A 22,795-nucleotide genomic window follows, 5' to 3' on the forward strand; every position below is an offset into this window, starting at 1 on the left:
GCCTAGCCGGCCACCCGAGCGATCACGCCGTGGTTCTCCGCATCGGCGTCGAGCACCTCGCGCAGGAACGTCCCCGTGTGGCTGGCCGCGACATCCGCCACATCCTCGGGAGTGCCGGTCGCGATGACGAGCCCGCCGCCGGACCCGCCCTCCGGACCCAGGTCGATGACCCAGTCGGCGCTCTTGATGACATCGAGGTTGTGCTCGATGACGATGACCGTGTTGCCCTTGTCGACGAGGCCGTTGAGCACGATGAGGAGCTTGCGCACGTCCTCGAAGTGCAGGCCCGTCGTCGGCTCGTCGAGCACGTAGACGCTGCGCCCGTTCGAGCGACGTTGCAGTTCGGTGGCGAGCTTGACCCGCTGCGCCTCGCCGCCTGAAAGGGTCGTGGCGCTCTGACCGAGCGTGACGTAGCCGAGGCCGACGTCGACGAGGGTCTTGAGGTAGCGGTGGATGGCCGAGATGGGTTCGAAGAACTCGGCGGCCTCGCTGATGGGCATGTCGAGCACCTCGGAGATGTTCTTGCCCTTGTAGTGCACCTGCAGGGTGTCGCGGTTGTAGCGCGAGCCGCCGCACACCTCGCACGCCACGTAGACGTCGGGCAGGAAGTTCATCTCGATCTTGATGGTGCCGTCGCCCGAGCACGCCTCGCAGCGACCGCCCTTGACGTTGAAGCTGAAGCGGCCGGGAAGGTAGCCGCGTGCCTTCGCCTCGAGCGTCTCGGAGAAGAGCGTACGGATGCGATCGAACACGCCCGTGTAGGTGGCGGGGTTGGATCGCGGGGTACGGCCGATCGGCGCCTGGTCGACGTGCACGACCTTGTCGAGGTGGTCGAGCCCGGTGACTCGGGTGTGCTTGCCCGGCAGCTTCCGAGCGCCGTTGAGACGGTTGGCGAGCACCCGGTAGAGCACGTCATTGACGAGGGATGACTTGCCCGATCCGCTCACGCCGGTCACAGCGGTGAAGGTTCCGAGCGGGAACTCCACGCTGACCTTGCGCAGGTTGTTCGCCTCGGCGCCGACCACCGTGATCATCCGCTCGGGATCGACGGCCCGGCGGATGTGCGGTGTCACGATCTCCTTGCGACGGGAGAGGTAGTCGCCGGTGAGCGAGCGCCGATTCTCCAGAAGGCTCTCGTAGGAGCCGGAGTGCACCACCCGTCCGCCGTTGACACCCGCGCCGGGCCCGATGTCGACCACCCAGTCCGCCGTGCGGATGGTGTCCTCGTCGTGCTCGACGACGATGAGCGTGTTGCCGAGGTCGCGCAGGGCGACGAGCGTCTCGATGAGACGGCGGTTGTCGCGCTGGTGGAGGCCGATGGACGGTTCGTCGAGCACGTACAGCACGCCGGTGAGGCCCGACCCGATCTGGGTCGCGAGTCGGATGCGCTGGGCCTCACCGCCCGACAGCGTCGCCGCGGCCCGCGCGAGGTTGAGGTAGTTGAGGCCGACGCGGATGAGGAAGTCGATGCGCAGCTTGATCTCGCGGAGCACCTGGGCCGCGATGGTCGCCTCGCGGTCGGTGAGCTCCATCTTGTTCATGAATTCGCGGGCGTCGCTGAGACTGAGGTTCGCGACATCGGCGATGGAAGCTCCGTGGATGAGCACGGCGAGCACCTCGGGCTTCAGCCGCTTGCCGTGGCAGACGGGGCACGGCACCTCGCGGAGGTACTCCGACCAGCGGGCGCGCTGGACATCCGTCTCGGCCTGCAGGTACTGCCGCTCGATGTACGGGACGACACCCTCGAAGCCGGAGGTGTAGCTCATCTCGCGGCCGTAGCGGTTGCGCCACTTGACCCGGACCTCGAAGTTCTCGCCGCGCAGCACCGCGTTGCGGGCGTTCTCGGCCAGGTCCTGCCACGGGGTCTTCAAGGAGAACTTCAGGTCGCGGGCGAGGCCCTCGAGCAGCTTCTCGTAGTAGTTGTAGAGGCTCTTGCCCTGGGACGTCCACGGCAGGATGACGCCCTCCGAGATGGACGCCTCGGGGTCGCCCAGCAGCAGGTCCTCGTCGACGGACATGCGGGTGCCGAGCCCGGAGCACTCGGGGCAGGCGCCGAACGGGGCGTTGAACGAGAACGTGCGCGGCTCGATCTCGGTCAACTGGATGGGGTGGCCGTTCGGGCAGGAGAGCTTCTCGGAGTAGTTCTCCCATGCCTCCGGGCCCTCGGCATCGACGTAGTTGATGGTGACGAGTCCGTCGGTGAGGCGGAGCGCGGTCTCGAGCGAGTCGGTGAGCCTGCTGAGGATGTCCGGCCCGGCGACGAGGCGATCGACCACCACGGCGATGTCGTGCTTGACCTGCTTCTTGAGCGTCGGCGGCTCGCTCAGCTGGATCTGCTCGCCGTCGACAATGGCCCGCGAATAACCGGACGCGGCCAGTTCGGCGAACAGGTCGACGAACTCGCCCTTCTTCTGTGAGACGACCGGGCTGAGGATCTGGTAACGGATGCCGGCGTCGAGCTCCATGAGCTGGTCGGCGATCTGCTGGACGGTCTGGCGCTGGATCTTCTCGCCGCAGACCGGGCAGTGCGGAACGCCGATGCGTGCCCACAGAAGACGCATGTAGTCGTAGATCTCGGTGATGGTGCCCACCGTCGACCGCGGGTTGCGGTTGGTCGACTTCTGATCGATCGACACGGCGGGACTCAGACCCTCGATGAAATCGACGTCGGGCCGGTCGACCTGGCCGAGGAACTGGCGGGCATAGGCCGACAACGACTCGACGTAGCGGCGCTGGCCCTCGGCGAAAATGGTGTCGAAGGCGAGGCTCGACTTGCCCGAGCCGGACAGGCCCGTGAACACCACGAGCGCGTCCCGCGGGATCTCGAGATCGACTCCCCGCAGGTTGTGAACGCGCGCGCCGCGCACGCTCAGTTTGGCGGTGGAATCGACCTTCGTTACAGACACCTCAGAAGTCTATGAGCACCCTCCGACAGACTTCTCCGTCCCGCACATGCCATCAGCGAACGGCGCCGCCCATCAGGCCAGGTGACCGGCCTTCTCCATCTGCCGCAACTCGCGCTTGAGGTCGCCGAGCTCGTCACGCAACCGGGCGGCCAGCTCGAACTTGAGCTCGCCAGCGGCCTCGAGCATCTGCTGGTTGAGGTCGGCGATCAACGACTCCAGCTGATTCGCGCCGTCCGCGGCGAGGCCCTCACGCCGCAGGTTGGGCATCGGCGATGTCGATCGACGGTCACGGCCTCGCAGCAGCTCGGCGGTGTCCGCCTCCTCGCGCGCGAGGATGTCGGTGATGTCCGCGATGCGCTTGCGGAGCGGCTGCGGGTCGATGCCGTTGGCGACGTTGTACTCGACCTGCAGCTCGCGCCGTCGGGTGGTCTCCTCGATCGCGTTCTTCATCGAGTCGGTCAGGACGTCGGCGTACATGTGCACCTCGCCCGAGACGTTGCGGGCTGCGCGGCCGATGGTCTGGATGAGCGACGTCGACGACCGCAGGAAGCCCTCCTTGTCGGCATCGAGGATGGCGACCAGCGAAACCTCCGGCAGGTCCAGGCCCTCGCGGAGCAGGTTGATGCCGACGAGGACGTCGTACACACCGGCTCGCAGTTCGGTGAGCAGTTCGACACGACGCAGCGTGTCGACATCCGAGTGCAGGTAGCGCACCCGGACCCCGGCCTCGGTGAGGAAGTCGGTGAGCTCCTCCGCCATCTTCTTCGTGAGTGTCGTGACCAGCACGCGCTCGTCGCGCCCGGCGCGCAGTCGGATCTCCTCGAGCAGGTCGTCGATCTGCCCCTTCGACGGCTTGACCACGATCTGCGGGTCGACCAGGCCCGTTGGGCGGATGATCTGCTCCACGACGCCGTCGGCGATGCCCATCTCGTAGCGACCCGGAGTCGCCGAGAGGTAGACCTTCTGGCCAACGCGATTGCTGAACTCGTCGAACTTGAGCGGCCGGTTGTCGAGCGCGCTCGGCAGACGGAATCCGTGCTCGACGAGCGTGCGCTTGCGCGACGCGTCGCCCTCGTACATCGCGCCGATCTGCGGGACGGTGACGTGGGACTCGTCGATGACGACGAGGAAGTCGTCGGGGAAGTAGTCGAGCAGGCAGTGCGGGGCCTCCCCCGGCATCCGCCCGTCGATGTGGCGCGAGTAGTTCTCGATGCCCGAGCAGAACCCGATCTGCTCCATCATCTCGAGGTCGAAGCTCGTGCGCATGCGCAGTCGCTGCGCCTCCAGCAGCTTGCCCTCCCGCTCGAGCTCCTCGAGCCGCTCGCCGAGCTCGACCTGGATGGTGCCGATGGCGCGCTGCATGACGTCGTTCGCCGCGACGTAGTGCGAGCCCGGGAAGACGGCGACGTTGTCGAGTTTGCGCACGATCTCTCCGGTGAGCGGGTGGAGGCTGTACAGCGCCTCGATCTCGTCACCGAACATCTCGATGCGGATGGCGAGCTCCTCGTACATGGGGATGATCTCGATGGTGTCGCCGCGCACCCGGAAGTTGCCGCGCGAGAAGTCGACGTCGTTGCGCTGGTACTGCATGGAGACGAACTTGCGGATGAGCCAGTCGCGGTCGTGGTGGTCGCCGACCTGCAGCGCGATCATCGCATTCATGTACTGCTCGGGCGTGCCGAGGCCGTAGATGCAGGACACGGTGGAGACCACGACGACGTCGCGCCGGCTCAGCAGAGAGTTGGTCGTGGAGTGCCGCAGACGCTCGACCTCGGCGTTGACCGACGAGTCCTTCTCGATGAAGGTGTCCGTCTGAGGCACGTAGGCCTCCGGCTGGTAGTAGTCGTAGTACGACACGAAGTACTCGACGGCGTTGTTGGGCATCAACTCGCGGAACTCGTTGGCGAGCTGGGCCGCGAGAGTCTTGTTGTGCGCGAGGACGAGGGTGGGTCGCTGAACCTGCTCGATGAGCCAGGCCGTTGTCGCGGACTTGCCGGTTCCGGTTGCTCCGAGGAGCACGACATCCGTCTCGCCCGCGTTGATGCGCTCAGCCAACTCGGCGATCGCCGTCGGCTGGTCACCGCTCGGCGAGTACTCGCTGATGACCTCGAAGGGGCGGACGGACCGAGTTGCCTGCATGACATCCAGTCTAGGAAGACCCTCCGACACCATCGCCCTTCGGCTGTACTCCTGTGGCGAACGGCGGCTCGCTCATTACCGTCAGGGCGTGGCCGCGCGTTGCTCTCGACGGATGCGGGCCCAGAGCGCATCCGTCTCGCTCACCGTGTGCGCCATGCTGCCATCGGTGTCGATGATGACGTCGGCGATGCGAAGCCGCTCGGTGTCGCCCGCCTGCGACTCGACGCGGGCGACGGCGTGATCCTCCTCCAAGCCGCGGATCTCGACCAGCCGCTTCACCCGTGTCCTGCGGGTGGCGTTCGCGACGACGATGAGGTCGAACGGATGGTCCACCTGCGCCTCGACGAGCAGCGGAACGTCGTAGACGACGACGGCATCCGGCTTCTCTGCCCCCGCCTTGGCGATGAGCGTCTCCGACAGGGCGCGCACGAGGGGATGGACGATGGCGTTCAATCGGGCGAGGGCCTCGGGGTCGCCGAAGACGCGTTGCCCGAGCCGCGCCCGGTCGAGCGTGCCGTCCGCGGCGATGACGGAGTCGCCGAACTCCTCCCTGATGCTCGCGAGCCCGGGAGTGCCCTTCTCGACGACGCGTCGTGCGAGCTGGTCGGCGTCGATGTGCACGGCTCCGTGCTCGACGAGACGGCGGGCTATGGTCGATTTTCCGGCCGCGATGCCGCCGGTCAGGCCGATGAGGTACACGGTGTCAGCTTACCGGCGCGGGTCAGGCGGCAGCGGAGGCGGCCTCTGTCAGCCGCGTGCCTCCGAAGTCGGCGCTTCCGTCAGCAGCCCGGCGCTTCCATCAGCAGCCTGGCGCTTTGGTCAGCAGCCCGGCGTGAAGCGCTCGGCGATCCAGGCCTCGGTGACGTACGGCAGCAGAATCTCGTCGGCGCGCGTCTCGGGGTGGGCGTCGAGCACCCGGGCGATGCGGTCGAGCATCGCGGTTCGCTCGGACTCGGTCGCGGTGAGGTAGTAGCTGCGCGTGGTGGCGAGCTGCAGGATTCCCTCGCGGGTCGTGCGCTGCGTCCAGCGCTGCTCGTGCTTGCCGGCGATCGTCAGTCCGGCTCCGAGGGTCGGGTGGTAGGCGCTGGCCTCGTGGAGCCCCCGGTGCATGGCAGCCGACAGCTCGTCGACCCAGGGGACGCTCTCATCGCGGGTGTTCCAGATCAGTCCGAGGCGGCCGCCGGGACGTAGGACGCGCAGCACCTCGCGGGTGGCGGCGTCGACATCGACCCAGTGCCAGGCCTGGGCGAACGTCACGAGGTCGGCGCAGGCATCCGGGATCGGCAGATGTTCCGCCGACCCTTCTACGGTCTCGACCTGCGGCAGACGCTCGCCGAGCACACGCAGCATGTCGGCGGAGGGGTCGATCGCGGTCACGGATGCTCCGAGAGCCACGAGCTCGGCCGAGAGCTTTCCGGTCCCGGCACCGACGTCGACGACGTCCTGCGCGGCGCCGAGGAGCCAACGCACCGACTCGACAGGGTAAGACGGGCGGTGTGCGTCGTATCCGTCGGCATTCTCGCGGAATGACTCGGCGTGCTGCCGATCACGGGTGGTATCGCTCATGATTCCAGCGTACGCACGCGGCTGGCTCGCGACGGGCGCCGACCCCCAAGATCAGTGCCATAACGCGCATTCCCTCGAGCATCAGCGCCATAACGCGCATCCCCTCGAGCATCAGCGCCACAACGCGCATCCCGCCGAGCATCAGTGCCATAACGCGCATCCCGCCGAGCATCAGTGTCAAACGCGCATCCGCCCGCGGTGCGTCCCGCCCTCCACAAGCGCTGCACCCGTCGATGGTGCCATAACGCGCATCCCCGCGAGCATCAGTGCCATAGCGCGCATCCGCCGACGACTGAGGCGCGAGATCCCGTGTCCTCCCCTGACGCACCGCGCCTGCCGACCTTCCACGGTTTTGGCCAGCCGGCTGAGAGCGGCTGGCCGTTGCGAGCAAGATCCCACCATGCCCACACGCAAAACACTGCCGGCCCCGATGCTCACGGCGCCGTTCCGGACGGCACTCGTCGATGGAACCGCGCACGGAATCGGGCGTGGTCGTTTACGGGGTCCGGATATCGAGCATCCGTTCCACGGTGTGAACGTCGCTCGCGGACACCTCCAGACGATCGACGGCCTGTGCGACGCCTACCCTGCTCCGCATGCTGCCCGGCCAGTACTTCAGCCACGAGACGGCTGCGCATCTCTTCGGCGTGCCGCTCGCGGACGACGTGAGGATCGACCCGGTCCACGTCACCGTCCTGACGCCGCGCACCCCGCCCCGCGCTCGAGGCGTGATCGGGCACGCCATCGGCGCCGAGACGTTAGCTGTCGGCACCCTGCGGGACAAGCCGGTGTGCTCGCCGGCGGATTGCTGGTGCCAGCTGGCCGAGACACTGTCCTTCGAGGATCTGGTCGCCGCGGGCGATTACCTGATCTCGGGCCAGGCGACGGACGCGGGGCGAGAAGTGCCGCTGTGCACGTTCGAAGTGTTGTCTGTCGCGTCTAACCGGTACGCGCGGCGCAAGGGAGCTCATCTGCGCAGACGCGCGCTGAAAGCCACCCGGTTCGGGGTCGATTCGCGGCCGGAGACCCACTTGCGACTTCTCCTCGTCGCGTCCGGGTTGGCGGAACCACTCATCGGCCACGGCGTCAGGGTTCAGAACGGACGAATTCTTCATCCCGACCTCGTGTTCGAGGAGTTCAAGATCGCCTTCGAGTACGAGGGCGACGGACATCGCACGGATGCGCGCCAATGGCGCCTGGACATCCTCCGTCGCCAGTTGCTCGAGGCCGAGGGGTGGCACGTGATCCGCGTCACCTCACGCGACCTGTACGTCGATCCCGAGGGGTTCATCCGGCGCGTGCGCGACATCTTGGCGCGTCGGGCACGTCTGGCCATGTAACCCGCAGTACCGCAGCGCTTCATGGCGCCGCGTTGGCGAGCTATGTGTGCCGGACCGCCCCCGGCGAGGTGTGGGATACGGACGCCTCGCAGCGCGAGCGGATGCGCGTTATGGCACCGCCACTGTTGCCGATGCGCGTTATGGCACCGCCACTGTTGCCGATGCGCGTTATGGCACCGCCACTGTTGCCGATGCGCGTTATGGCACCGCCACTGTTGCCGATGCGCGTTATGGCACCGCCACTGTTGCCGATGCGCGTTATGGCACCGCCACTGTTGCCGATGCGCGTTATGGCACCGCCACTGTTGCCGATGCGCGTTATGGCACCGCCACTGTTGCCGATGCGCGTTATGGCACCGCCACTGTTGCCGATGCGCGTTATGGCACCGCCACTGTTGCCGATGCGCGTTATGGCACCGCCACTGTTGCCGATGCGCGTTATGGCACCGCCACTGTTGCCGATGCGCGTTATGGCACCGCCACTGTTGCCGATGCGCGTTATGGCACCGCCACTGTTGCCGATGCGCGCTATCGCACAGGCGCGCCGGCGGATCCGCGCTCGGATTCGTCTAATGGCAACCCAACGAGCGAATGCGCGTAATGGCACCGCCGCGCGAGCGGATGCGCACTATGGCACCGCCGCGCGAGCGGATGCACGATGGCAACACCGCGCGAGCGGATGCACGATGGCACCACCGCGCGAGCGGATGCGCACTATGGCACCGCCGCGAGCGAATGCGCGTTATGACACGGTCGCGCGAGCGGATGCGCGTTATGGCACCGCCGCGCGCGGGAGCGGATGCGCAGTATGGCACCGCGGCGCGAGCGGATGCGCGTTATTGCACTGCGGTGACGAGTGCGACGATCGGGCGGGTACCGACCTGCCGACCCCCTGCGCAGGGCGGCGGACGCGGGAACGCGAAACGGCCGGGCCCCGAAGGACCCGGCCGTTCACGAGATGCGGACTAGTTGCCCGAGAGCTTCTCGCGAAGCGCCGCGAGCGAAGCGTCGTCGGCGAGCGTGCCGGCCGATGCGTTCTCGCTCGAGAAGGTGCTGCCGGCGGGCGAGGAGACCGCTGCGGCCTCGTCGTTCGCGGAAGCGACCTGCTTCTTGTGAGCCTCCCAGCGAGCCTGGGCGGCAGCGTACTCCTGCTCCCACTTCTCGCGCTGGGCGTCGAAGCCCTCGCGCCACTCGTTGGTCTCGGGGTCGAAGCCCTCCGGGTACTTGTAGTTGCCCTGGTCGTCGTACTCGGTGAGCATGCCGTAGAGCGCCGGGTCGAACTCGGTGCCCTCGGGGTCGACGCCCTCGTTCGCCTGCTTCAGCGAGAGGGAGATGCGGCGACGCTCGAGGTCGATGTCGATGACCTTGACGAACACCTCGTCGCCGACCGACACGACCTGCTCCGCGAGCTCGACGTGCTTGCCGGAGAGCTCGGAGATGTGGACGAGGCCCTCGATGCCGTCTGCGACGCGCACGAACGCACCGAACGGAACGAGCTTCGTGACCTTACCCGGAGCGACCTGACCGATCGCGTGGGTACGGGCGAACACCTGCCACGGGTCCTCCTGCGTCGCCTTGAGCGAGAGCGACACGCGCTCGCGCTCCAGGTCGACCTCGAGGATCTCGACGGTGACTTCCTGACCGACCTCGACGACCTCGCTGGCGTGCTCGATGTGCTTCCAGCTGAGCTCGGAGACGTGGACGAGGCCGTCGACGCCGCCGAGGTCGACGAACGCACCGAAGTTGACGATCGAGGACACGACGCCCTTGCGGACCTGACCCTTGTGCAGGTTGTTGAGGAACGTGGTGCGGCTCTCGGACTGCGTCTGCTCGAGCAGCGCACGGCGCGACAGCACCACGTTGTTGCGGTTCTTGTCGAGCTCCAGGATCTTCGCCTCGATCTCCTGGCCGAGGTACGGCGTGAGGTCGCGGACGCGGCGCAGCTCGATGAGCGACGCGGGGAGGAAGCCACGGAGTCCGATGTCGACGATGAGGCCACCCTTGACGACCTCGATGACCGAACCGGTGACGACACCGTCGGCCTCCTTGATCTTCTCGACGTCGCCCCAGGCACGCTCGTACTGAGCGCGCTTCTTGGACAGGATCAGACGGCCTTCCTTGTCCTCCTTCTGGAGGACGAGGGCCTCGACCGTGTCGCCGACGTTGACGACCTCGGTGGGGTCGACGTCGTGCTTGATCGAAAGTTCGCGCGAGGGGATGACACCCTCGGTCTTGTAGCCGACGTCGAGGAGGACCTCGTCGCGGTCGATCTTCACCACGGTGCCTTCGATGAGGTCACCGTCGTTGAAGAACTTCAGGGTCTTCTCGACCGCGGCAAGGAAGTCTTCGGCTGAGCCGATGTCGTTGATGGCGACCTGCTTCGTTGCCTTCTCGGTCGTTGCGGTTGTCATGTAGTAGTTGCTCCAGTACGGACAGGATCTGGCCACTCGCAGGGGTAGAGCTGATGGGATGTTCCGCGAGAGGCATGCGGATAGGACGTCACAGACGTGACGTTCCAGACTACCGGCTTTCGTCGGAGCATCGCAAACCGCCCCCGACGGGCTGAAATATCCGCGCGAGCACTACGAACGGATGGCGGACCGCGTCGCGAGAACATCGCGCAGCGCCGGCTCGAGCTCGGGAAAAGCGAACCGGTAGCCCGCATCCGTCAGCCGCTCGGGGAGCACCCACCTGCTCTTGAGCACCAGCTCGGTCTCCGTCCGGATGACGGCCGAGCCGATCTCGAGCACGGCTCGCGGCGCCGGCAGGCCCACCGGCACGCCCAAGAGCCGGCGCAGCGTCGCCATGAAGGTGCGGTCGTCGGTCGGATGCGGGGCGCTGACGTTGACGACGCCGTCCAGGTCGGAGCGCTCGCGCAGGAAGTCGATCGCGCCGGCTACATCGTCGATGTGAACCCAGCTGAATCGCTGCCGCCCGCCGCGCGCCCCGAAGCGGTGCTGCGTGCCCGAGGCCACCCGGCTGCGGGTGCTGAACCACGGACCGTCGAGTTGCGGGCCACCGAGCCCGAACCGCACCAGCGCCGAGAGCGGCCCCATGACGCTGCCGTCGCCGAGCACGATGGCCATCCGCAGCGCGACGCGTCGGGTCGCAGGCAGGTCGCCGTCGAAGAACTCGGCCTCCCACGCCTTCGCGACCTGCACCGAGAACCCGGTTCCGAGTTCGCCGGTCGACTCCGTCATGGGACGGTCCTCGGCGTGGCGGTAGATGGTGGCGGTCGACGAGTTGAACCAGACGGATGGCGGAGCGGCGCACGCTGCGACCGCTTCGCGCAGTTCGCGCGTCGTCTCGAGGCGCGACCGGAAGATCTCGGTCCGATTCTGCTCGGTGTACCGGCAGTTGACGCTCTTGCCCGCGAGGTTGACGAGCACGTCGGCCCCCTCGAGAAGCGCACCGATAGCCGCCCGATCACCCCAGACCGCGTCCGCCCCGGAACGCCCGATGGTGCTCACCTCGTCGCCCGCGCGTCGATATCGCTCGAGCAGGTACTGCCCGATGAATCCGGATGCCCCCGCTATGACGATGCGACTCATTGCTCTCCCTTCGCCCGGACCTCGTAGTCGAAGGATCCGGAGTACTCGTAGATGCGCCCGATGACGGGCAGGTCGATCGTGAGCGCGACGTGCTGCCGCTCGGTCGAGCCGTCGATGCGTTCGACGAGCGTGACGCGGGGACGGATGACGGCGGGCAGTGACACGTGCGCCCGCCCGACCCGCAGGCCGACCGCATTCGATCGCAGCACCAGGGCGCCGTCATCCACGTTCGCATCGAACCCGGCACGCAGCGCTCCCCTCGTCCCGAGTGCGTCGACGAGCCGGCCGGCCACAGCTCGCATGCGATCGACCATCACGCGATCGCCACCGACGAGGTGGAACACGCGGCGAGCGCGAAGCCCGTCATCCGTCTGCCGGTTCTCGATCTCGAACGGCACATCCGTCTGCCAGACCGGGAACAGGATGCCGCCGCCGGCCAGCATCGCCAGGACCGGCCAGAGCCACCGTCGCGGTGTTCCGACGACGTCGAAGGTGCCGCGCCCGCTTCCGACGAACCCGTCGGGGATGGTGGAGAAGTACTGGAGCAGACGCGGATGGAGGGTGTCGAGCCTGCCCGCCATCGCTTCGGAGTAGGGTGACGCGCTCACCTGAGCAGGGTCTGCCGCAGGGTGTCCAGTCCGACGCCGCCGAGATCGAGGGCCCGGCGATGGAACTCCTTGATGGAGAACGCCGGTCCTTCGCGGCTCGCGAGCTCGTCGCGCAGCTGCTCCCAGATGCGCTGGCCCACCTTGTAGGAGGGCGCCTGCCCCGGCCAGCCGAGGTAGCGGTTGACCTCGAAGCGCACGAAGCCGTCGTTCATGTTGACGTTCTCGCGCATGAACTCGAGTGCGTACTCCGCCGTCCACACGCCCTGTCCATCGGGGCGTTGCTTGCCGAGGTGCACGCCGATGTCGAGCACGACGCGGGCAGCGCGCATCCGCTGTCCGTCAAGCATGCCGAGCCGATCCGCCGGGTCGTCGAGGTAGCCGAGTTGCTCCATGAGTCGCTCGGCGTACAGCGCCCAGCCCTCAGCGTGTCCCGACGTGCCGGCCAACTGGCGGCGCCAGGTGTTGAGCTTCGCCCGGTTGTAGACGGCTTGGCCGACCTGCAGGTGATGGCCGGGCACGCCCTCGTGGTAGACCGTCGTCAGCTCGCGCCAGGTGTCGAACTCGGTGACGCCCTCGGGAACGCTCCACCACATGCGTCCGGGACGCGAGAAGTCGTCGGTCGGGCCCGTGTAGTAGATGCCGCCCTCCTGGGTCGGCGCGATCATGCACTGCAGCGTGCGGAGCTCCTCGGGGATGTCGAAGTGGCTCGCCCCGAGCTCGGCGACGGCGCGGTCGCTGGTCTCCTGCATCCACGCCTTGAGTGCATCGGTGCCGTGGAGCTTGCGGGCATCGTCGCCGTCGAGATGGGCGATCGCCTCCCGAACGGATGCTCCGGGCTTGATCTCCCAGGCGACGGCCTCCTGCTCGGCGACCATGCGGGCGAGCTCCTCGACGCCCCAGTCGTAGGTCTCGTCGAGATCGATCTTGGCGCCCAGGAACTGCCTCGACCGCAGGGCGTAGATCTCGCGCCCGACGGCGTCCTGCTCGGTCGCGGCGTCGTCGAGGTCGGTGGCGAGGAAGTCGGCGAGCTCGCCGTACGCCGACGTCGCTGCGCCGGCGGCGTCGGAGAGGTCGCGGGCGAGGGATGCCGGAAGCGATCCGTTCTCGAGCTCGGCATCGGCGGCGAAGCCCGCGAAGAACCCGTCGGGCTCCGCATGCTTGCGCACCTGCGCCAGCACCTCGCGGACCTGTCGGCGCGCGGGGGTGATGCCTCGCGCGATGCCCTCCCGCAATGTCTGGATGTAGCCGTCCATCGCACGCGGCAGGTCGTGAAGCCGGTCGGAGATGTTGTGCCAGTCGTCCACCGTCGCCGTCGGCATGAGGTCGAAGATCTCCCGCAACTCCTGAGCGGGGCTGGCGATGACGTTCAGGTCGCGGAGGTGCAGGGCGGCGTCGTGGCTCTCGACGCTGAGGGTGAGTTCGCTCAGCAGGTCGGCCTTGGTGACCCGATCGACGTCGTCGACGGGCTCGGACGCAGCGAGGGCTTCAGCCACTCGCCTGCTCGCTGCCGCCGCGGCATCGGCTCCGGAGGGCGAGTAGTCCCCGAACCGACCGTCGTTCTCGGCACGGCCGATGTAGGTTCCGATGGTGGGGTCGAGGTCGACGAGGGTGTCCACCCACTCCTCGGCGATGGCGTCGATGGGCGTGGGGGTGCGCTGCGTTTCACCGGTCATTCCTCGACCATAGGGGAGGCCGTCAGTGCGCCGCGACATCCCAGTTCTCGCCGCGGCCCACCTGCACGTCGAGCGGAACGAGGAGGTCGGCCGCTCCGGCCATGCGTCTGCGCACGATCGCCTCGAGCGCGTCCCATTCCCCCTCGGCAACCTCGAAGATGAGTTCGTCGTGCACCTGCAGCAGCATGCGCGAGCTGAGGCTCTGCTCCGACGTGTCCGCCTCGATGCCGACCATGGCGATCTTGATGATGTCGGCCGCCGAACCCTGGATGGGCGAGTTGAGCGCGGCACGCTCGGCTGCCTCGCGGTGGATGCGGTTGGGGCTCGCGAGCTCGGGGAACGGACGGCGGCGACCGAAGATGGTCTCGGTGTAGCCGTCGAGCTTGGCCTGCTCCACCACTTGGCGCAGGTAGCCCCGCACGGCCCCGAAGCGCTCGAAGTAGTCGCCCATCAGCTGCCTGGCCTGAGCCGTGTCGATGCGCAGCTGCTTGGAGAGCCCGAAGGCGCTCAGTCCGTAGGCCAGCCCGTACGACATCGCCTTGACCTTCGTGCGCTGCAGGGAGGTCACCTCCTCCGGCTCGACGTCGAAGATGCGCGAGCCGACGAAGCGGTGCAGGTCCTCGCCGGAGTTGAACGCCTCGATGAGCCCCGGGTCGCCGGAGAGGTGCGCCATGATGCGCATCTCGATCTGCGAATAGTCGGCCGTCAGCAGCGTCTCGTACCCCGCGCCGGACTGGAACGCGGCTCGGATGCGCCGGCCCTCCTCCGTGCGGATGGGGATGTTCTGGAGGTTGGGATCGTTGCTCGACATGCGCCCCGTCGCCGCGCCGATCGTGGTGTACGTCGTGTGGATGCGTCCCGTCCCGTCGATCGACTTGTCGAGCGTCTCGACGATCTGACGCAACTTGCTGGCGTCGCGGTGCTGCAGCAGCAGGCCGAGGAACGGGTGCGGGTTGGATTCCTGCAGGTCGGCGAGCGAGCCCGCATCCGTGGAGTACCCCGTCTTGTTCGCTCGCGTCTTGGGCATGCCGAGCTGGTCGAAGAGCACCTCCTGCAGCTGCTTGGGCGAGCCGAGGTTCACCTCCCGGCCGATCTCGGCGTAGGCGGATGCCGCCAGCGCGGCCGCGGTCTCGCCGAGCTGGCGGGACAGCTCGGACAGCTCGTCGTGGTCGACAGCCACTCCGCGCAACTCCATCTCGACCAGGACCTCGGTGACCGGGATCTCGATGTCGGTGAGCACGCGTCGCGAGGAGTCGCTGAGCTCCGCGAGCACGACGGACGCTACGCGCGCGGTGTACCAGGCCTGGATGGGCGGTCCGGCGACGATGGTGTCGTCGGGAACGAGCTGGTTGGCGTCGGCCTCGGGCATCGACTCGTGCAGGTAGCGCTGCACGAGGTCGGCCAGGTTCTTCTCCTGCAGGCTCGGGCGCAGCAGCCAGCCCCCCAGGAGCGCGTCGGTGCGCAGGCCGTCGAAGGCCAGTCCGGTGCGGCGCAGTGCCTTGAGCTGCGGCTTGGCGTCGGCCATGATCTTGGCGGCGTCGCTCGCGAGCCAGGCCTCGAACGACGCGTACTCGGGACGACTCGGCTGCCAGGGGACGCTGATCGCTTCGGTCGGGCTCGCCACGCCGAAGCCGATGACGCGACCGTCGAGCATCTCGACGGTGACGCCGAGGCCCTCCGGATGTTCGCTGGCCGCCCCGGCGAGCCAGGAGCCGAGCTCGTCGCCGCGCAGCGTCCGGGGTGACGGCGTCGGCGGAACACCAGCCGCAGCCGCGGCCATCGCGGCGGCACCTTCAGCCCCCGTCGTCGTTCCGGAGCCTTCGAGCTTGTAGACGCGATCGAGGAGGGTGCGGAACTCGAGCCGGCCGAAGAGGTCCCGCACGGCCTCCTCGTTCATCGACTGTCGAGTGAGGTCGCCGGGGCCGATCGGCAGGTCGACGTCGTCGACGAGGCGGTTGAGCCGACGGTTGCGCACGGCGTTCTCGCGATTGTCGCGGAGGTTCTGGCCGACGACGCCACTGATGGAGTCGGCGTTGTCGAGGATTCCCTGCAGGTCGCCGTAGAGTCCGAGCCACTTGACGGCGGTCTTCTCTCCGACCTTCGGGATGCCGGGCAGGTTGTCGCTGGTCTCCCCGACGAGCGCCGCCACCTCGGGGTACTGCTCGGGACGGATGCCGTAGCGCTCGTGCACCGCCGCCGGGTCGTACCGCTTGAGCTGCGAGACACCCTGCGAGTTCGGGTAGAGCAGGGTGACGTCGTCATTGACCAGTTGGATGGTGTCGCGGTCACCCGACACCAGGAGCACTCGATAGCCCTGCTCGACGCCTTGACGGGCGAGCGTGGCGAGGATGTCATCCGCCTCGAAGTCCTCCTTGTCGACCGTCACGATGTTCATGGCGGTGAGGGCATCGCGCAGCAGCGGCACCTGGCCGACGAACTCGGGCGGAGTCTCGCCGCGGGTGCCCTTGTACTCGGCGTACTCCCGCGTGCGGAACGAGTGCCGCGAGAGGTCGAACGCCACGGCGATGTGGGTCGGCTTCTCGTTCGCGAGCAGGAGCAGGAGCATCGAGAGGAAGCCGTGGATGGCGTTGGTGTGCTGCCCGTCGTGTGTGCGGAAACTGTCCACCGGGAGGGCGTAGAACGCCCGGAACGCCAGCGAATGGCCGTCGATGACAAGGAGGGTAGGCTTTTCTGCGTCCGACACGACCCCCAGCCTACAAGCCGCCTCCGACACGGATTCCGCCGACGGAGAGGCACCGCGAGGGCCTCGCAGAAATGGTGATGATGCCTGATTCCGACCCGTGGGAACTCCTCCGCACGCTGGGCTCAGGAGCCCTCGCGACGACGATGCGGATCGAGTTCGTGGAGTTCGCCGTCGAGCGATCGGTGGCGCGGATGCCTGTGGAGGGCAACACCCAGCCGGCGATGCTCATGCACGGCGGGGCATACGTCGTGCTCGGCGAATCGCTCGGGTCGATGGCCGCAACGCTGTTCGCGGGTCCGGGTCGGCTGGCGGTGGGCATCGACATCAACGCGACGCATCACCGTTCCGCGACATCCGGCTGGGTGACGGGCGTCTGCACCCCGGTGCACCTCGGCCGCACGATCACGTCGCACGAGATCGTCGTCTCCGACGATCAGGATCGTCGGTGCAGCACCATCCGCATCACCAACCTGCTCCGCGACATGCCGACGCGGGCGTAGTCAGCTCTTCTTGGGCGCCAGTTGCTCGATGATCGCCTGGGCGACGTCGTGCATGGTGAGGCGGCGATCCATCGAGGCCTTCTGGATCCAGCGGAACGCCTCGGGCTCGGTCAGGCCCATCTTCTCGTTGAGCAGGCCCTTCGCCCGGTCGACCAGCTTGCGGGTCTCGAAGCGCTCGACGAGGTCGCCAACTTCCGCCTCGAGCGCGATGATCTGCGCATAGCGGGCGAGGGCGATCTCGATCGCGGGAAGCAGGTCGTTCGGCGTGAACGGCTTGACGACGTAGGCCAGCGCTCCGGCCTCGCTGGCCTGCTCGACGAGTTCCTTCTGGCTGAAGGCGGTCAGCAGCACGACGGGCGCGATGTGGTTCTTGGAGAGCTGCTCGGCAGCCTGGATTCCGGTGAGCTTGGGCATCTTGACATCCATGACCACCAGGTCGGGACGCAGCTCCGTGGCGAGCGCCACCGCGGTCTCCCCGTCACCGGCCTCTCCGACGACGTCGAAACCGTTGTCGCGGAGGATCTCGACGATGTCGAGACGGATGAGCGACTCGTCCTCGGCGACGACGACTCGGCGCGGCGGAACAGTGGTGGTGTCTGCGTCTGTCACGTCAGAGAGCCTACGGTATCCTGATGCAGGCTCGTGAGCCGGTGTGGCGGAATGGCAGACGCGGAGCACTCAAAATGCTTTGTCCGAGAGGACGTGTGGGTTCGACCCCCACCACCGGCACCATGACGGGGTCCTCCGTCTGGGGAGAGTAAGGAACCACCCATGGCCGCACCCGTCGTCCTCATCACCGGAACATCGTCGGGAATCGGCCTCGCCACGGCCGTCGCGGCCGCTGCGCAGGGGTTCACCGTGGTCGCCACGATGCGCGATCCGTCCCGCGCCGACGCACTCACCTCCGCGGCGCAGGCCGCCGGGGTCGAGCTCGACGTCCGGGCGCTCGACGTGACGGATGCCGAGGCTGCAGCATCCGTCGTATCAGGGGTCGTCGCCGATCATGGGCGACTCGACATGCTCGTCAACAACGCCGGCGTCGGCCACGTGGGAACGATCGAGCTGGACGACATCGCGGAGTACCGCTCGGCGATGGAGGTCAACTTCTTCGGCGTCGTCGCGCTCACGAAGCTCGCGCTCCCCCACTTGCGTGCCTCCGGAGGTCGTCTCATCACCGTGACGAGCGTGGGAGGGGTCGTCGGACAGCCGTTCAACGAGGCGTACTGCGCGGCGAAGTTCGCCGCAGAGGGCTTCCTGGAGTCCTTGGCGCCAGTCGCCGCATCCGTCGGTGTGGACGTCGTCATCGTCGAGCCCGGCGCCGTGGCGACCGAGTTCGCCGGGAACGCCGGAGTCGACGCGGCGCTCGCCCTCGCGGCGGGCACCGACTACGCGCCCGCCATCGACGCCTACGTCAATCGGACGCTCGCCCAGTTCTCACCGCACACCGCGCAGACGCCGGCGGGAGTCGCCGACGCGATCGTGGCGGCCATGAGCGTCGACTCCCCCGCCATCCGCATCCAGACCTCTGACAGCGCGCGTGCCTTCGCCGGAGCGAAGATCGCCGACCTCGACGGTTCGCGCGTGAGCGGCATCACGAGCGGCTGGATCGCCACGGACTGACCGAGGGTCCACCCGGGAGAGTTCACCGCCCGTTCACCCAGCACTTCCGGCCGAGGGTCGAAGCTGGAGGGGTTTCGTCCTCGCAGCGAAGGAATCCCCATGGATGTGCTCATCACCGTCGTCCTCGTCATCGTCGTCGCGCTGATCTTCGACTTCACCAACGGCTTCCACGACACGGCGAACGCCATGGCCACGTCGGTGGCGACCGGGGCGCTGAAGCCGCGGACCGCCGTGATCATCTCCGCCGTGCTGAACCTCGCGGGAGCCTTCCTGTCGACGGAGGTGGCGCAGACCGTGTCGGGCGGCATCATCAAGGAGGGCGATGGCGGCGTCCAGATCACGCCGACCCTCATCTTCGCGGGGCTCATCGGCGCGGTGCTGTGGAACCTCACGACCTGGTACTTCGGGCTCCCGTCGAGCTCGACCCACGCGCTGTTCGGAGGTCTCATCGGCGCAGCGATCATCGGCGTCGGCTTCGGCGCCGTCGACTGGGCCGTCGTCATGTCCAAGATCGTCATCCCCGCTCTCGTCTCCCCGTTCGTCGCCGGCCTCGTCGCCCTGCTGGCAACCGTCGTGGCCTACCGCATCACCCGGATGGCGCGCTCCAACGGATCGGAGAGCGGGTTCCGGCACGGGCAGACCATCTCCGCGTCGCTGGTCTCGTTCGCGCATGGAACCAATGATGCTCAGAAGACGATGGGCGTCATCACCCTGACCCTCATCGCGGGCGGCTACCAGCAGAGCGGCACGGGCCCGCAGTTCTGGGTGATCCTGGCCTGCGGTTTCGCCATCGCCCTCGGCACCTACCTCGGGGGCTGGCGCATCATGCGCACCGTCGGCAAGCGCATCACCGACGTGCAGACGCCGCAAGGGTTCGCGGCCGAGACCAGCTCGGCGGCCACCATCCTCATCTCCTCCCACTTGGGCTTCGCCCTCTCCACCACCCAGGTCACGTCGGGCGCGGTCGTCGGCGCCGGCCTCGGAAGGCGGCTCGCATCAGTGCACTGGGGAATCGTCGGACGCATCGGACTCGCGTGGATCGTGACGCTGCCCGCCGCCGCCCTGGTCGGTGGCCTCTCTGCATGGCTCGCCGTCACGAGCACCCTCGGGCTCATCATCGTGGCCGTGGCGGCGCTCGTGGTCGGCGGCGGCCTCGTGCTCCTGGCGAGGCGCAATCCGGTCAACCGCCACAACGTCAACGACGAGCAGGACGAACAGTCCGAGGACCGAACACCCGTCGCCAGCGGAGCAGGAAGGGAATCCTGATGCACACCATCGTCAGAGCGGCCGGAGAGGGCCAGTGGCTCGGCATCGACTGGGCTGCATTCGTGCTCGTGTTCGTCGTGACCCTCGCCGCCGGCCTCGCCGTGGTGTCGTTCTACGCCACCGGGTTGCGTCTGCTCGCGGTCGGGGCGCAGGACGACACCGTCGACTCCTCGGGAACACTGGTGCGCGGTGAGCGCGATCGTCCTCGGCCGGCCGGGGCTACTGCGGGGGCCTACGTCGCTTTCGCACTGGCCGCCGCCGCCGTCCTCTACGGGCTCTACCTCCTCATCCCCCAGTTCCACTGACCCGCGGCGGTACGCGCGTCGTCGACGGTTGTCCGGCGGCTGTAGGGTGATCCGGTGCGCCACGGCGGCGCTGAGGGAGCATCGGTGACGCAGGCAGATGAGGCGGCCGTCGCCGCAGAGGAGAAGCAGGTCGCCCCTCGTGGCCCACAGGACCTCCGCCCCGAGACCTGGCGGTACATCGTGGCCCGCACGACGCGCGGTTTCGGCTTCGACGACCTGCCCGATGCCGCGGCGTCGCTGACGTACTACGGCGTGCTGTCGATCTTCCCGGCACTCATCGCGATCGTCGCCGGCTTCGTCACGTTCGGCGACGGGCGCTCGGCCATCGAGACCCTCCTCAAGGGATTCGACAACGCCCTCCCCGGCATGTCCACGAAGAGCCTGATGGACGCGCTCGACGAGCTCGCCAAGGTGTCGGGCATCTGGCCGTTCATCCTCGGGACCCTGCTGACCGTATGGACCGTCTCACGCTACGTCGGCGGCTTCTCGCGCGCCATGAACCGCATCTACGGCATCGACGAGGGTCGCGGCTTCATGAAGCTCAAGCCTCAGCAGCTGCTCGTCAGTGTCGCCTACATCATCATCGTCGGCCTCATGGGAAGCCTCATCGTGCTCTCCGGATCCGTGGCCGACGCGGTGGGCGAGGCACTCGGCATCGGCGAGCCGTGGTTGACCCTGTGGTCCATCGTCAAATGGCCGCTGCTCGTGCTGCTGGCCGTCTTGCTGATCGGGCTGCTCTACTACGCCACGCCGAACCGGCACATCACGCAGTTCCGCTGGCTGAGCTTCGGCGCCGTGATCGCACTCACGACCCTCATCATCAGTTCGGCCGTGTTCTTCATCTACGTGCTGAACTTCTCCAACTACGACAAGATCTACCGCTCGCTGGCCGGCGCCCTCATTGCGTTGATCTGGCTGTGGATCGCCAACCTCGCCCTCCTCTTCGGTGCCGAGTTCGATGCCCAGGTCGAGCGTGGACGCCAACTCCAGGCCGGCATCGCGGCGGAGGACTCACTGCAACTCGAGGTGCGCGACGACCGACTCGCCCTCAAGCGGGCGAAGCTCAAGGCCGACCTGCGCTCGGGCGGCGTGGAGATCAGGCACAACGCGGCACCCCGCGCTCCGCGCTGACACGAACGGGGCCGGCGCGACGTTCCGCACCGGCCCCGTTCGACGGAGCTGCTAGAGCACCTCTCCGACGATGTGCACGCGCACGTCGTTGGTGGTGCCGGGGATACCGGGAGGGGACCCGGAGATGATGACCACCCGCTCGCCGATCGCCGCCTTGCCGGTGGAGGCGAGCACCTCGTCGACCTGGGCGACCATCTGGTCGGTGTGCGTGACGCGATCCACGACGTAGGACTCGACGCCCCAGTTGAGCGCCATGCGACGGCGGATGGCCGGGTCGGGCGTGAAGGCCAGGATCGGGATGCTGCTGCGCAGACGCGACATCCGTCGCACCGACTCGCCCGACTCCGTGAACACGCACAGGTACTTCGCCTCGACGAAGTCGGCGACCTCGACGGCGGCGAGGGTGATGGCACCGGCCTGCGTGCGCGGCTTGGTGCCGAGTGGCGGAATGCGGTCGAGGCCGTGCTGCTCGGTCGACTCGACGATGCGTGCCATGGTCTGGACGGTGATGACGGGGTACTCCCCCACGCTGGTCTCGCCCGAGAGCATGACCGCGTCGGCGCCGTCGAGGATGGCGTTGGCGACGTCGGAGGTCTCGGCGCGGGTCGGCACCGGAGCGTGGATCATCGACTCGAGCATCTGCGTCGCGACGATGACGGGCTTCGCCAGTCGGCGCGCGATCTCGACGGCACGCTTCTGCACGATGGGCACGGCCTCGAGGGGCAGCTCGACGCCGAGGTCGCCGCGGGCGACCATGATGGCGTCGAACGCCTCGATGATCTCCTCGAGGTGCTCGACGGCCTGCGGCTTCTCGATCTTGGCGACGACCGGGACGCGGCGGCCCTCCTCGTCCATGATCTCGTGCACGCGCTCGATGTCGGCGGCGTTCCGCACGAAGGAGAGGGCGATCAGGTCGGCTCCGAGCTGGAGTCCCCAACGCAGGTCGGCCTCGTCCTTCTCGCTCAGCGCGGGGACGTTGACGGCGACACCGGGGAGGTTGATCCCCTTGTTGTTCGAGACCGGGCCGGCCACGATGACCTTCGTGCGCACGCGCACGCCATCCGTGTCGATGACCTCGACGCGCACCTTGCCGTCGTCGATGAGCAGGAAGTCGCCCGGCTTGACGTCGTCGGGCAGGCCCTTGAACGTGGTTCCGACGAGGTCCTTGGTGCCGACGACGTCCTCGGTGGTGATGGTGAAGATGTCACCCTCGGCGAGGTAGTAGGGGCCGGCCTCGAACTTGCCCAGGCGGATCTTGGGTCCCTGCAGGTCGACCAGCGCGGCGACGGCGCGACCGGAGTCGTTGGCCGCCTTGCGGACGTTCTGGTAGACCCCCTCGTGCACGTCGTAACTGCCGTGGCTGAGGTTCATGCGGCAGACGTCCACCCCGGCGTCGATGATGGCCCTGATCTGCTCGTAGCTCGATGCGGCTGGGCCGAGTGTTGCGACGATTTTCGCGCGTCTCATGTGTTGTCTGTACTCCGTG

Annotated in this window: 19 protein-coding genes and 1 tRNA gene; 8 read left to right on the plus strand and 12 right to left on the minus strand. The window is 67.7% G+C overall.

The annotated features are described in order from the left end of the window. Window positions 1-2: 2 nt before the first annotated feature. From uvrA to E6C70_RS04175, 5 genes are all read right to left on the minus strand, one after another. A complete protein-coding gene (gene uvrA, locus E6C70_RS04155; protein WP_136422516.1) occupies window positions 3-2,906 on the minus strand; it encodes an excinuclease ABC subunit UvrA in 2,904 nt (967 codons plus the stop codon). A gap of 72 nt (window positions 2,907-2,978) precedes the next feature. After that, window positions 2,979-5,045 (minus strand): excinuclease ABC subunit UvrB, encoded by a 2,067-nt coding sequence (gene uvrB / locus E6C70_RS04160; RefSeq protein WP_136422518.1) that lies wholly within the window; start codon window positions 5,043-5,045, stop codon window positions 2,979-2,981. An 81-nt stretch (window positions 5,046-5,126) separates the two neighbouring features. Next, window positions 5,127-5,744, minus strand: a complete 618-nt coding sequence (gene coaE / locus E6C70_RS04165; RefSeq protein WP_136422521.1) for a dephospho-CoA kinase — start codon at window positions 5,742-5,744, stop codon at window positions 5,127-5,129. 120 nt (window positions 5,745-5,864) lie between these two features. Beyond that, window positions 5,865-6,611: a class I SAM-dependent methyltransferase gene (locus E6C70_RS04170; protein WP_136422523.1), complete on the minus strand. Its 747-nt coding sequence runs from the start codon at window positions 6,609-6,611 to the stop codon at window positions 5,865-5,867. Continuing rightward, on the minus strand, window positions 6,592-6,792 hold the full coding sequence (locus E6C70_RS04175; protein ID WP_136422525.1) for a hypothetical protein: 201 nt from the start codon (window positions 6,790-6,792) through the stop codon (window positions 6,592-6,594). The genes E6C70_RS04170 and E6C70_RS04175 overlap by 20 nt, the downstream gene beginning before the upstream one ends. Window positions 6,793-7,207: 415 nt before the next feature. On the opposite strand from E6C70_RS04175, the gene E6C70_RS04180 reads away from it, so the two are divergent. Next, the gene (locus tag E6C70_RS04180) at window positions 7,208-7,951 is read left to right on the plus strand and encodes an endonuclease domain-containing protein (protein WP_136422528.1); all 744 of its coding nucleotides are present in this window, start codon (window positions 7,208-7,210) and stop codon (window positions 7,949-7,951) included. A 70-nt stretch (window positions 7,952-8,021) separates the two neighbouring features. Beyond that, window positions 8,022-8,552, plus strand: a complete 531-nt coding sequence (locus E6C70_RS04185; RefSeq protein ID WP_136422530.1) for a hypothetical protein — start codon at window positions 8,022-8,024, stop codon at window positions 8,550-8,552. A gap of 364 nt (window positions 8,553-8,916) precedes the next feature. Here E6C70_RS04185 and rpsA read toward each other — a convergent pair whose 3' ends face one another. From rpsA to polA, 5 genes are all read right to left on the minus strand, one after another. Further along, window positions 8,917-10,362 (minus strand): 30S ribosomal protein S1, encoded by a 1,446-nt coding sequence (gene rpsA / locus E6C70_RS04190; RefSeq protein WP_136422533.1) that lies wholly within the window; start codon window positions 10,360-10,362, stop codon window positions 8,917-8,919. A 171-nt stretch (window positions 10,363-10,533) separates the two neighbouring features. Next, a complete protein-coding gene (locus E6C70_RS04195; protein ID WP_136422536.1) occupies window positions 10,534-11,502 on the minus strand; it encodes a TIGR01777 family oxidoreductase in 969 nt (322 codons plus the stop codon). Next, window positions 11,499-12,110 carry a DUF4166 domain-containing protein gene (locus tag E6C70_RS04200; protein WP_235833262.1) on the minus strand — a complete coding sequence of 204 codons (612 nt, stop codon included), beginning with the start codon at window positions 12,108-12,110 and terminating at the stop codon, window positions 11,499-11,501. The genes E6C70_RS04195 and E6C70_RS04200 overlap by 4 nt, the downstream gene beginning before the upstream one ends. Then, window positions 12,107-13,783, minus strand: coding sequence for a DUF885 domain-containing protein (locus E6C70_RS04205; RefSeq protein WP_136422538.1), 1,677 nt, complete (start codon window positions 13,781-13,783; stop codon window positions 12,107-12,109). The genes E6C70_RS04200 and E6C70_RS04205 overlap by 4 nt, the downstream gene beginning before the upstream one ends. 22 nt (window positions 13,784-13,805) lie before the next feature. After that, on the minus strand, window positions 13,806-16,487 hold the full coding sequence (polA, locus tag E6C70_RS04210; RefSeq protein WP_136422541.1) for a DNA polymerase I: 2,682 nt from the start codon (window positions 16,485-16,487) through the stop codon (window positions 13,806-13,808). A gap of 80 nt (window positions 16,488-16,567) precedes the next feature. Between polA and E6C70_RS04215 the strand changes: the two genes are divergently transcribed. Continuing rightward, window positions 16,568-16,987 carry a hotdog fold thioesterase gene (locus tag E6C70_RS04215; RefSeq protein ID WP_235833263.1) on the plus strand — a complete coding sequence of 140 codons (420 nt, stop codon included), beginning with the start codon at window positions 16,568-16,570 and terminating at the stop codon, window positions 16,985-16,987. On the opposite strand, the gene E6C70_RS04220 is transcribed toward E6C70_RS04215, so the two are convergent. Then, window positions 16,988-17,596, minus strand: coding sequence for an ANTAR domain-containing response regulator (locus E6C70_RS04220; RefSeq protein WP_136422545.1), 609 nt, complete (start codon window positions 17,594-17,596; stop codon window positions 16,988-16,990). A gap of 37 nt (window positions 17,597-17,633) precedes the next feature. On the opposite strand from E6C70_RS04220, the gene E6C70_RS04225 reads away from it, so the two are divergent. The 5 genes from E6C70_RS04225 (at window position 17,634) to E6C70_RS04245 (ending at window position 21,309) form a co-directional block, all read left to right on the plus strand. Beyond that, window positions 17,634-17,719, plus strand: a tRNA-Leu gene (locus E6C70_RS04225). Between the two features lie 39 nt (window positions 17,720-17,758). After that, complete coding sequence (locus E6C70_RS04230; protein ID WP_136422547.1) at window positions 17,759-18,607, plus strand: SDR family NAD(P)-dependent oxidoreductase; 849 nt, start codon at window positions 17,759-17,761, stop codon at window positions 18,605-18,607. Between the two features lie 99 nt (window positions 18,608-18,706). Continuing rightward, entirely contained in the window at window positions 18,707-19,873 is a 1,167-nt protein-coding gene (locus E6C70_RS04235) for an inorganic phosphate transporter (RefSeq protein WP_136422549.1), read from the plus strand. Next, complete coding sequence (locus E6C70_RS04240; RefSeq protein WP_136422551.1) at window positions 19,873-20,178, plus strand: hypothetical protein; 306 nt, start codon at window positions 19,873-19,875, stop codon at window positions 20,176-20,178. The genes E6C70_RS04235 and E6C70_RS04240 overlap by 1 nt, the downstream gene beginning before the upstream one ends. Window positions 20,179-20,262: 84 nt before the next feature. Then, window positions 20,263-21,309 (plus strand): YihY/virulence factor BrkB family protein, encoded by a 1,047-nt coding sequence (locus tag E6C70_RS04245; protein ID WP_168770848.1) that lies wholly within the window; start codon window positions 20,263-20,265, stop codon window positions 21,307-21,309. A gap of 51 nt (window positions 21,310-21,360) precedes the next feature. Here E6C70_RS04245 and pyk read toward each other — a convergent pair whose 3' ends face one another. Then, window positions 21,361-22,776, minus strand: a complete 1,416-nt coding sequence (gene pyk / locus E6C70_RS04250) for a pyruvate kinase (protein WP_136422554.1) — start codon at window positions 22,774-22,776, stop codon at window positions 21,361-21,363. Window positions 22,777-22,795 lie beyond the last annotated feature (19 nt).

The sequence above is a fragment of the Orlajensenia flava genome (genome assembly GCF_004801905.1).
Classification (GTDB): domain Bacteria; phylum Actinomycetota; class Actinomycetes; order Actinomycetales; family Microbacteriaceae; genus Orlajensenia; species Orlajensenia flava.

Coding starts and splice junctions, on each gene's coding strand:
- uvrB (WP_136422518.1), bottom strand. CDS start 5,045: ATGCAGGCAACTCGGTCCGTCCGCCCCTTCGAGGTCATCAGCGAGTAC.
- E6C70_RS04170 (WP_136422523.1), bottom strand. CDS start 6,611: ATGAGCGATACCACCCGTGATCGGCAGCACGCCGAGTCATTCCGCGAG.
- E6C70_RS04180 (WP_136422528.1), top strand. CDS start 7,208: ATGCTGCCCGGCCAGTACTTCAGCCACGAGACGGCTGCGCATCTCTTC.
- rpsA (WP_136422533.1), bottom strand. CDS start 10,362: ATGACAACCGCAACGACCGAGAAGGCAACGAAGCAGGTCGCCATCAAC.
- E6C70_RS04195 (WP_136422536.1), bottom strand. CDS start 11,502: ATGAGTCGCATCGTCATAGCGGGGGCATCCGGATTCATCGGGCAGTAC.
- E6C70_RS04205 (WP_136422538.1), bottom strand. CDS start 13,783: ATGACCGGTGAAACGCAGCGCACCCCCACGCCCATCGACGCCATCGCC.
- E6C70_RS04215 (WP_235833263.1), top strand. CDS start 16,568: ATGCCTGATTCCGACCCGTGGGAACTCCTCCGCACGCTGGGCTCAGGA.
- E6C70_RS04230 (WP_136422547.1), top strand. CDS start 17,759: ATGGCCGCACCCGTCGTCCTCATCACCGGAACATCGTCGGGAATCGGC.
- E6C70_RS04235 (WP_136422549.1), top strand. CDS start 18,707: ATGGATGTGCTCATCACCGTCGTCCTCGTCATCGTCGTCGCGCTGATC.
- E6C70_RS04240 (WP_136422551.1), top strand. CDS start 19,873: ATGCACACCATCGTCAGAGCGGCCGGAGAGGGCCAGTGGCTCGGCATC.
- pyk (WP_136422554.1), bottom strand. CDS start 22,776: ATGAGACGCGCGAAAATCGTCGCAACACTCGGCCCAGCCGCATCGAGC.